This is a genomic window from Streptomyces nanshensis, assembly GCF_001751255.1.
Lineage (GTDB): Bacteria > Actinomycetota > Actinomycetes > Streptomycetales > Streptomycetaceae > Streptomyces > Streptomyces nanshensis_A.
On sequence record NZ_LJGW01000023.1, the window covers coordinates 1 to 9764 of the forward strand.

At 73.1% G+C, this 9764-nt stretch carries 10 protein-coding genes and 1 pseudogene; 4 read left to right on the top strand and 7 right to left on the bottom strand.

The window, feature by feature from the left end; all coding sequences use genetic code 11:
• The 4 genes and pseudogenes from AN218_RS37725 to AN218_RS00810 form a co-directional block, all read right to left on the bottom strand.
• A pseudogene (locus tag AN218_RS37725) lies at positions 1-276 on the bottom strand (hypothetical protein); the annotation flags it as partial.
• Positions 276-2009: an urease subunit alpha gene (locus AN218_RS00800; protein WP_070014487.1), complete on the bottom strand. Its 1734-nt coding sequence runs from the start codon at positions 2007-2009 to the stop codon at positions 276-278. The pseudogene AN218_RS37725 and the gene AN218_RS00800, both read right to left, overlap by 1 nt.
• Positions 2006-2377: an urease subunit beta gene (locus tag AN218_RS00805; protein WP_070014488.1), complete on the bottom strand. Its 372-nt coding sequence runs from the start codon at positions 2375-2377 to the stop codon at positions 2006-2008. The genes AN218_RS00800 and AN218_RS00805 overlap by 4 nt, the downstream gene beginning before the upstream one ends.
• A gap of 34 nt (positions 2378-2411) precedes the next feature.
• The gene (locus tag AN218_RS00810; RefSeq protein ID WP_070014494.1) at positions 2412-2714 is read right to left on the bottom strand and encodes an urease subunit gamma; all 303 of its coding nucleotides are present in this window, start codon (positions 2712-2714) and stop codon (positions 2412-2414) included.
• 377 nt (positions 2715-3091) lie between these two features.
• Between AN218_RS00810 and crcB the strand changes: the two genes are divergently transcribed.
• Both crcB and AN218_RS00820 read left to right on the top strand, forming a co-directional pair.
• On the top strand, positions 3092-3616 hold the full coding sequence (gene crcB, locus AN218_RS00815; protein ID WP_070014489.1) for a fluoride efflux transporter CrcB: 525 nt from the start codon (positions 3092-3094) through the stop codon (positions 3614-3616).
• Complete coding sequence (locus AN218_RS00820) at positions 3613-3987, top strand: fluoride efflux transporter FluC (RefSeq protein WP_070014490.1); 375 nt, start codon at positions 3613-3615, stop codon at positions 3985-3987. The genes crcB and AN218_RS00820 overlap by 4 nt, the downstream gene beginning before the upstream one ends.
• A 100-nt stretch (positions 3988-4087) precedes the next feature.
• On the opposite strand, the gene AN218_RS00825 is transcribed toward AN218_RS00820, so the two are convergent.
• Positions 4088-5134: an NAD(P)/FAD-dependent oxidoreductase gene (locus AN218_RS00825; protein ID WP_070014491.1), complete on the bottom strand. Its 1047-nt coding sequence runs from the start codon at positions 5132-5134 to the stop codon at positions 4088-4090.
• Positions 5131-5328: a hypothetical protein gene (locus AN218_RS35895; protein WP_141747385.1), complete on the bottom strand. Its 198-nt coding sequence runs from the start codon at positions 5326-5328 to the stop codon at positions 5131-5133. Before AN218_RS35895 ends, AN218_RS00825 begins: the two co-directional genes overlap by 4 nt.
• Positions 5329-6267: 939 nt before the next feature.
• Here AN218_RS35895 and AN218_RS00830 point away from each other — a divergent pair.
• Positions 6268-7233: a class I SAM-dependent methyltransferase gene (locus AN218_RS00830; protein WP_070014492.1), complete on the top strand. Its 966-nt coding sequence runs from the start codon at positions 6268-6270 to the stop codon at positions 7231-7233.
• A gap of 182 nt (positions 7234-7415) precedes the next feature.
• Here AN218_RS00830 and AN218_RS00835 read toward each other — a convergent pair whose 3' ends face one another.
• Positions 7416-8195: a FadR/GntR family transcriptional regulator gene (locus AN218_RS00835; protein ID WP_070014493.1), complete on the bottom strand. Its 780-nt coding sequence runs from the start codon at positions 8193-8195 to the stop codon at positions 7416-7418.
• Positions 8196-8454: 259 nt separating this feature from the next.
• Here AN218_RS00835 and AN218_RS00840 point away from each other — a divergent pair, with 259 nt between their 5' ends.
• Positions 8455-9753, top strand: a complete 1299-nt coding sequence (locus tag AN218_RS00840) for a M20 family metallopeptidase (RefSeq protein ID WP_079131700.1) — start codon at positions 8455-8457, stop codon at positions 9751-9753.
• Positions 9754-9764: the final 11 nt, after the last annotated feature.

The following is a 9764-nucleotide window of genomic DNA, read 5'->3' on the forward strand; positions in this document are numbered from 1 at the left end:
CGCGGCGGTCAGCCCCGCCGTGTGCAGCCGGCCCCGGCAGAAGTCCGCGAGCGTGGCGGCGTCGGTGACGCGGCCCGCTTGCACCGCGGCCTCGGCTCCGCCGGAGTGCGCGTGCGAGCCCGCGGGGAAGCGGCCGTCGGCGAGGACGAGGAGCGAGGCGAGGTTCGCCGCAGGAGCCTCCCCGTCGGGTGCGTCCCCGTCGGGTGCGTCGGCGGAAGCCGCCGCCGAGGCGTCCGCCGGGGTCACCGGGTCCGCGGAGTCCTCCGGCCGTCGCATCAGAAGAGGAAGTACCGCTGGGACATGGGCAGTTCGGCGGCGGGAGCCGGGTCGACGACCTCGCCGTCGATGGTGACGGTGAAGGTGTCCGGGTCGACGGCGACCTCGGGCAGCGCGTCGTTGCCGCGCATGTCGGCCTTGGTGACGCCCCGGGTGTCGCCGGTCGCGATGAACTCCTTGCCCAGACCGAGCCGTTCGGGCAGCCCGTCCTCAAGTGCGGCCGCGTTGACGAAGTTACGGGAGTTGGCCGCCGGAGCACGGCCCGTCGCCCCGAACATCCGCCGGGGCAGCACCGGTTGGGGCGTGGGAATGGACGCGTTGGCGTCGCCCATCTGTGCGTACGCGATCTGCCCGCCCTTCAGGACGAGTTGGGGCTTCACCCCGAAGAACGCCGGCTCCCACAGCACCAGATCGGCGAGCTTGCCCGGTTCGACGGAGCCGATCTCCGCGTCCAGTCCCTGCGCGACGGCGGGGTTGACGGTGTACTTGGCGACGTAGCGGCAGGCGCGGGCGTTGTCGGCACGTCCGTCGCCCGGCAGGGAGCCGCGGCGCCGCTTCATCACATGCGCGGTCTGCCAGGTGCGCAGCACCACTTCGCCGATGCGGCCCATCGCCTGGGAGTCGGAGGAGATGATCGAGATGGCGCCCAGATCGTGCAGGACGTCCTCGGCGGCGATCGTGGACGGCCGGATGCGGGACTCCGCGAAGGCGAGATCCTCGGGGACGGCCGGATTGAGGTGGTGGCAGACCATCAGCATGTCGAGGTGCTCGTCGATGGTGTTGACGGTGTGCGGGCGGGTCGGATTCGTCGACGAGGGCAGCACGTTGGGGTGGCCGACGACGGTGATGATGTCGGGCGCGTGGCCTCCTCCCGCACCCTCGGTGTGGTACGCGTGGACACCCCGTCCCGCGACGGCCTCCAGGGTGTCCCCGACGAAGCCCGCCTCGTTCAACGTGTCGGTGTGCACGGCGAGTTGGGCGCCGCTCTCCTCGCACACCCCGAGACAGGCGTCGATGGCGGCCGGGGTCGCGCCCCAGTCCTCGTGGATCTTGAACCCGGCGGCGCCGCCGCGCAGTTGGCTGTGCAGCGCGTCGCGAGAGACGGTGTTGCCCTTGCCGAGCAGCCCGATGTTGACGGGCATGTCGTCCATCGCGGCGAACGTACGGGCGAGATGCCAGGGCCCGGGTGTGATCGTGGTGGCCTTGGTGCCCTCCGCCGGACCCGTACCGCCGCCGAGCAGCGTCGTGACGCCCGACGCCAGTGCCTCGTCGATGAGTTGGGGGCAGATGAAGTGCACGTGCGCGTCGACGGCGCCCGCCGTGAGGATGCGTCCGTTGCCGGCGATGATCTCCGTCTCGGGGCCGATGACCAGGCGGGGGTGTACGCCGTCCATCGTGTCCGGGTTGCCGGCCTTGCCGAGCGCGGTGATCCGCCCGTCGCGGATGCCGACGTCCGCCTTGACCACGCCCCAGTGGTCGAGCACGAGGGCGCCGGTGACGACGGTGTCGGGTGCGCCCTCGGCACGCGTCGTACGGGCCTGGCCCATGGACTCGCGGATCACCTTGCCGCCGCCGAAGACCGCCTCGTCGCCCGCGCGTCCGGGGCCGCCGCAGCGGTCCTCCTCGACCTCGATGAGCAGATCGGTGTCGGCGAGCCGCACCCTGTCGCCCGTCGTCGGGCCGAACAGGTCGGCGTAGACGGCCCGTTGGAGCTCGCTGCCCTGGCCGGTCACGGACGGCTCCCCTCGTCCCGTACGGCCGGTGCGTCCGGTGCCTCCCGTACGTCGTCCGCGGCGTCGAGCGGTCCGCCCGTCTCGCCGCGCAGCCCCGCGACGACGCGGCGGCCCCCGAGGGGGACGAGCCGCACCTCGACGGGGATGCCGGGCTCGAAGCGGACGGCCGTTCCCGCGGCGACGGCCAGGCGTCTGCCGCGGGCGGCGGCCCGGTCGAAGTCGAGCCCCGGGTTGGCCTCCGCGAAGTGGTAGTGGGAGCCGACCTGGACGGGCCGGTCGGCGGCGTTGAGCACGGTGAGGACGGTGACGTCGGCGCCCTCGTTCAGCCGCACCGGGCCGTCGCCGTAGAGGATCTCTCCTGGGATCACGTCGCGGCGCTCCTTCCACGCGTAGCGAGGCGGGTCATGGAACGGGCCGGTGGACGGTGACGAGTTTCGTGCCGTCGGGGAAGGTGGCCTCGACCTGTACGTCGCCCAGCATCTCGGGCACCCCGTCCAGCACGTCGTCGCGGCCGAGGACACGGCGGCCCGAGTCCATCAGCTCGGTCACGGAGCGTCCGTCCCTGGCGCCCTCCAGCACATGGGAGGTGATCAGGGCGACGGCCTCCGGGTGGTTGAGCCGCAGGCCGCGCTCCCTGCGGCGGGCGGCGACGTCGGCGGCGACATGGATGAGCAGACGTTCCTGCTCGTGCGGTGTCAGGTGCATCGGCTCCACTCCACGCTGCTCGCCCCTCCCGCGGGCAGTACGTGCTCCGCGGGTCGGGGAAGGCTATGCCGGGAGCGTTTCCACGGCGTTAACGCCGCCGACGGGACGCCGTGCGGCCCCCGTCCCGCCCCCGGATGTCTCCCCCGGCGGGCGGGAGTTGGCGTCGCTGAGGTGACGTCCGCCGGGGCGGCGGCCGGCGACCCCGGCGGCAGGTCCCGCGCTGCGGCCCGTACCCTGGACCGCGCAGCCGCCCCACGGGACGGCCGCGCGGCGGTGGGGCCCGCCGCACCCAACCGCGGCGACACCGCCGACAACGGTCCCTGCCTGAATCGCGTGCGCTCTGCCGCGCGCAGTTTCCGATCAGGTAGGAGACCCGTGTGACCAGCGAACACCCCGTGCCCGAGGCGAGGGGCTGGGCTGCCGAGCCCGCCGATCCGGACACCGCCGTCGACCGGTGGCCCCCGAAGCCGAGCCGTACTCCCGCGCGCGAACGCGGCGAGATCCTCAGCGTGATCGCCGTGGGCGGGGCGCTCGGCGCCTGTGCCCGCTACGGCGCCACGCTGATCTGGCCCACGCCGTCCGCCGCGTTCCCGTGGACGACCTTCTGGATCAACGTCTCCGGCTGCGCCGCGATGGGCGTCCTGATGATCCTCATCACCGAGCGCTTCACCGTCCATCCGCTGGTACGGCCGTTCCTGGGCACCGGATTCCTCGGCGGATACACGACGTTCTCGACCGCGACGGTCGACACCCAGCGGCTGCTCGACCACGGGCGGCCCGGCACCGGGCTGCTGTACGCGGGCGCCACCCTGCTCGGCTCGGTCGCGGCGATCTGGGCCACGGCCGCCGTGACGCGTCTGCTCGTCCTGCCGCGCCCTGCGGCGGAAGCGGAGGCGCTGTGAACTGGCTGATGGTCATCGCGGGGGCGGTCGTCGGGGCTCCGCTGCGCTATCTCACCGACCGGGCCGTCCAGACGCGGCACGACACCGTCTTCCCTTGGGGGACGTTCGGCGTCAACATCGGCGCCTGCGCGGGGCTCGGCTTTCTGACGGGGCTGGCGTCGGCCGCGGCCGTACCGCAGGCGCTACAGCATCTCGTCGGGCCGGGGCTGTGCGCCACGCTGAGCACCTACTCCACGTTCTCGTTCGAGACCGTGCGGCTGGCGGAGACCGGGGCCAAGTACTTCGCGGCGGCCAACGCCGCCGTCAGCGTGGTCGCGGGACTGGGCACGGCGTATCTGGCAACGGCCCTCGCCCAGGCGGCAGTCGGCTGAGGGCACGCCCCGATCCGCCTGCGGGGACGGGGAGTCGACGCGCTCGGGACGCGGAGCGTGGTGGAGGGGCCGGCATCGTCACCGTGTGGGAGACCGGCTGTCAGAAGCGGTCGAGGCGGCAGCCTGCCAGCAGCGGTTCGGCGGCGCCGCCGGTCAACTCCCGTGCGACCAGGCGTCCGACGGCCGGGGCGAGCGTGACCGCGGAGTGCAGCACCGCCGTATAGAGACCGGGGGCCTCGGCGACCGGGCCGAGGATCGGCTCGCCGTCGGCCGGCATGGGGCGCAAACTCACGCGGGTGCCCAGCAGTTCGGCGTTCTCGGCGCCACGGAAGGTGGACCGTACGGCGGCGAGGGTCCGTTCGGGAGAGTCCGCGGCGGCGAGCAGCCGGCCCGCGGCGACCTGCCTCAGATCGAAATCCGCGTTGTTGACGACGGTGCGGACCAGCCCGGCCGGAGCGCCGAGTTGGAAGAGCGTCGCCGGGGACGGGCCGACCGGGACGCGTACGCCGAGCGGCGCGGCCAGCGCGGCCGTGGCCACCCCCGCCGCGAGCACCACGGTCGCAGCGGACAGGGGCCCCTCGGCGGTCTCGACCCCCACGACGCGGCCCGCCGCGTTCCGACTGACCGCCGTGACCGGGGTGTCCGGACGGATCCGGGCGCCGTGGGCGCGGGCACCCGCGACCAGCCGCTCGGTCACGCCCACCGGGTCGACGGCGCCGTCACCGGGTGCCCAGACCGCCCACTCCGGGGGCTGCCGCAGGGCGGGTTCGAGCGTCGCCACGGTGGCCGCGTCCACGATCTCCTGCCCGGGCCCCGCCTCCGGCTGCGCGTCCGCCGCACCCCAGGACAGAGAGCCGGACCAGGTCACCGGGAGTCCCGGCAGTTCGNGCGAGCCGGACCAGGTCACCGGCAGTCCCGGCAGTTCGGCTTCGAGCCGTCGGTACTCCTGCGCCGCGGTCGCCCGCAGCGCGGCCGCCGGGCCGGTACGCAGGCCGGACGCTCCGATCCAGGCGAACGAGCCGGCCGTCACACCGGCGCCCGGCCGCCCGGCGTCGACGAGGGTCACGGCGGCACCGGCCCGCGCGGCGTGATACGCGACCGAGGCGCCGACGATGCCCGCACCGACCACCACGAGGTCGCTGCTCATCGGGGGCTCGGCACGGCGGCGACGGACTCGCCGTGGGGCGTCGGGCTGAAGTCGGCCCCAGGGCCGGTGGGTTGGGCCATGGCCACGGTCCGGCCGGTGCCGGTGCCGGTGCCCACGGGCTCCCTGCCGGGCCCGAAGTCCCGCCTGTCCGCCGGTGCTCGGCCGACTCGGCTCGCCCTGTGCGTCGCGCTCATCCGCGACACGGTAGCGCGGGGCCGCGAGATGCCCCACGGGGTTTTCGAGGGCGGGCGTGCCGGACGTACGGCCGTGCTCGGCGCTCGGCGGGGCGCGCAACTCCCGCTTCCCGCCGTGGAGTTCATGGCGGCGTTTCGGAACCGCCGCCGTTCCGCGCGGTGTTGACGCCGTGGCAGGGGAAGCGGTTCCGGGAAGGCCATAACGAAGCGGGAGCGGAATTCCCGCCGAGAACACCTCCCGTATCTCGCCTCCGTCACAGGCGCGATACATGACTCTCCGCGCACCGGCTGTTTCGCGACGTAGCTCCGACCCTGCTTCACCAGCCCGGAAGTACACGGTCCTGCGAATTCCCACGGACGGTTCTCCCGGTGCTGCTTGACCGGCACGTGACGAAAAGCGGAAAACCCGCGAGAGCAGATGGGCACGGTGCGTCACATAAAGACGGGCTCCCGGCGGACGAGGGGATTCCGGAGCGCCGCGGACGTCCGCCACGGGGATGCGAGGCCGCTCCCCCGCACGCCCGTAACGCTGTCGTACCGGCGCCCCCACCACCGTGAACTCCCCCGATTCCAGAGGATTTCGCTCTCTGTGACCGTGCACCGTACGGCCGGGGCCCCGCTGGTTCCCGCGGCGGGAATCTTACTTATTCCGAATCCCCGTACAAGGGCGAGCATTATCGGCCAAACCACCCGCCGGGCACGCCGTCGAGAGGCGCGGTCAACCGACTCTGCGTGACGGTGAGTTGGTCACGGCACGAATTTCCGCGGTGCGACCTTGGACAGCGTCGAAACGACAGCCGACCCGAAAGGGGCACCATGGTCTCCACTACGCGTGCAATCGCTCGTGTCGCCTACGGATCGCGGTACAACAGCGTCCCGTGGGGCCAGCGTGTCTATGTCAGGCCCGGCGAACGGGCATTCAGGGAGCTGCAATGGCGCATGCTGCTGCGCACGTCCCCGGTGATATCCCTGGACGAATACCGCTCGCGCGTCAGGCTGGGCGCGATCGAGGAATTCATCACCTGCCATATGTGCGGGGAGTCGCGGCAGCAGCCGCTTTTCGAACCGTCCAAGGTGAAGAAGAGCGGGAAGACGGCGTGGAGTTACCACGTGGTGCGCTGCCCGTCCTGCGGGTTTCTCTACCGCAACCCCAACATCCTGCCCGAGCGCCTCGGTGATCTGTACTCGAAGAACTACAGCACCTTCCTCACCGGCGACTACGCCGCCAACCGGCAGCGGCGCTACCGGCAGGCCATGGACGCCTTCACGCCGGTCTTCGCCGAGGGCGCCGGCCGGCGGCTGCTGGACTTCGGCTGCGGCGCGGGCTACTTCCTCGAACTCGCCGAAGGGCGCGGCTTCGACGCCTGCGGCGTGGACCTGTCCCCGGACTCCGTGCAGGAGGCCAACGCCCGACTGACGTCCGCCACCGCGCACTTCGGCGCTCCCGAGGATCTGCCGGAGATCGCCGCGGGCGGCTTCGACGTGATCACGCTGTGGTCCGTGCTGGCCCATCTCCCGCGCCCGCTCCAGGACTTCAGCTCCTTCCGCAGCCTCCTCGCCCCCGGCGGGGTGCTGATGATCCTCACCGTCAACGCGCAGTCGCTGCTGCTGAAGGCGTACGGATCGCAGTGGAACGGCTTCACGCGGAACCATCTGATGTTCTACTCCCGGGAGACGATGCCCATGCTGCTGCGTCACACCGGGTTCGCGGGCGTGGCCTTCGAGCCGTTCTACGGCGACACGATCGAGGCCGGTACGACGCGGCTGAGCGAGGCGCACAACCGCCGGCTGCGGCGCTCGGTCGACTCCAGCGACGGCGGCAACATGCTGCGGGCGCTGGCGTTCGCCGACGAGGAGGCGATCCGGCGCTGGGGCGACGGGCGCCATGTGCACCGGCTGACCTGACCCGGCGCGGTCACCTCATCCCCGTGAGGCGAAGACCTCCGGCGGACGGTGAGGGGCACGAGAGTGCTCAACTCCCCGTGCTGCCGGGGGTCTTCGCGTACGTACGCCGACGCGTCGCCGTCACCGCGCGGCCCCGTCCGTACGCCGTCGAGCGCCGCCGGGCACCGCCGTCCGCCGGCTCGTCACCGTCCGTCGTCGTCGCCCAGCGCCGCGGTCAGCAGCCGCCGGGTGTCCTCCTCGACGCGCTCGGCGTAGTAGTCGTAGAGCGCCTGGCGGCCCAGCCGGGCGGCGAGCGCACCGTCGCCGGCGCGGATCGCGGCGAGCACCTGCCGGTGGTGGGCGACGGAGCGTTCCATCCACACCGTGGCGTCCGCGGCGACGGCGATCTTCTCCTCGATGACGTCGACCACGGCGTCGTGCACGGCGCGGGCGCACAGGCCCAGCAGCGAGTTGCCGCTCGCCTCGGCGACCGCCCGGTGGAAGAGCGCGTCCGTCTCGCTGAAGGCGTGCAGGTCCGCCGTGCCGGCGCTCAGCGACTCCATGCGCTCGATGATCTCCGTCATGCGCCGCAGGTCCTCCTCGTCGTGGAGGCGGGCGGCGAGGCGGTTGCTCTCGGAGTCCAACACCATGCGGAACTGGACCAGTTCGCCGAGGGAGGAGATATGGGACCGGGCGAGGCGGCCCAGGGCGCGGCTGAGGTTGTCCGGGGTGACGCCGAGGACTTCGGCGCCCAGCGGGTCCCCGGGGCGTGAGCGGACGAGGCCCGCGGACTGGAGCACGCGCAGCGCCTCGCGGACGGTGGAGCGCCCCACGGCGAACTGGCTGACCAGATCCCGCTCCCCCGGGAGCCGCGACCCCGGCGGCAGGTCGCCGCTGAGGATGCGCTCCTCGATCTGTTCCGCCACCCGCTGATAGGCGCGTACCGGCTGCACCGGCCGGAAGACGGCCCCCTCTGCGGACATCTGCTCCCCCTCGTCGTCTGCTCGATCCCGTGGATCCGGCCCGGTGTGCTGCCTGTTGGGACGGGCGCCGGCCGGTCCGGTGTGCGGCGCCGCCCGTGCCCGTACGGCTGTCCTGCCCGGCGCACCGGAGACGGCCGCGTCTGCGGACGGGTGCCGTCCTCCCCCTTGACCGATGCGTGGGCGCGCCAGGAGAGTACGGGAAATCAACTGGTCTGACCAGTCACCTGGTTGTGTGGCCAGCGCTCTTGGAGGTCGCCGCATGCAGTCCCGTCCCGGTACCGGCTCCGCTGCCGACCGACGCGATCCCCCCGTCCCCCTCGCCGAGGGTGCTCCCCTCATCGAGGTGGACGAGGAGGCCGCCGTACGTCTCACCCGCGACCTGGTGCGGATGCGCACCGTGAGCGAGCCGGACGCGGACGAGGTCGAGGGCCCGGCGGTCTCCCGTCTGGCGCGTCTGTTCACGGAGTTCGGCTGGGCGCACGAGGTGACCGAGCCGGCGCCGGGACGGCGCAACCTCGTCGCGGTCGTCGAGGGCGGCGGCGGTGACGGCCCGACGCTGATGTTCGAGGGCCATACGGACGTGGTGACCGAGGGCCGCCGCGCGGACTGGAGCGTCGACCCGTACGGCGGTGAGATACGCGACGGCAGGCTGTGGGGCCGGGGCTCGGCCGACATGAAGTCCGGTCTGGCGGCGATGATTCACGCGGTGCGGGGCCTGGAACTGGCGGGCCCGTTCCCCGGCCGGATCGTCCTCGGTGTGCTGTGCGACGAGGAGGGGATGATGCTCGGCGCCAAGGCGTTCGCGGCGTCACCGCGTGCCGCCGGCGTGGACGGCGTCGTCGTCTGCGAGCCCGAGGGGTACGAGGTGTGCACCTCGGCGCGCGGCGGCATCCGGCTGCGGCTGGAGCTGACCGGGGTGATGGCGCACGGCGCGATGCCGCAGGAGGCGCGTTCGCCGCTGGTGGCGGGGGCGCGGATCGTCGAGGCGCTGGCGGGCGTCGAGGAGTGGGCGGTGGCACGCTTCGGCACCCATCGGCACGCCGGTGCCGTGACCGTCACGCCGACCGTGCTGCACGCCGGCGACCCGGCGCAGCTCAACGTCATCCCCGCGCACGGCCTCGTCGGCGTCGACGTCCGTACGGTCCCGGGCACCGGCCACGAGGAGCTGATCGCCGAGGTGCGCAGGGCGGCCGTCGAGGCAGCGGCCACGGTAGGCGTGACGGTGGAGCTGACCGTCGTCGACGACCGTCCCGCGATCGAGATCGCCGAGGACCACCCGGTGGTCACGGCGCTGGCGGCCGGGCACCACGACGTGCACGGCTCGGCTCCGGCCTTCGGCGCGGTGCCGGGCACGACGGACGGCACGATCCTCACCCGCGACGCGGGCCTGCCGACCGTGGTCTACGGGCCGGGCGGCAAGTGGATCGCGCACCAGAAGGACGAGTTCGTGGAGGTCGCGGAGATCGGCGAGTACGCGCGGGTCTACGCGGCGGCGGCCAGACGCTTCCTCACCGCGGGCGCGGGCGGCGCCACGGCGGCCGGGGCGGGCGCCCGGTGACGGCGGCGGCG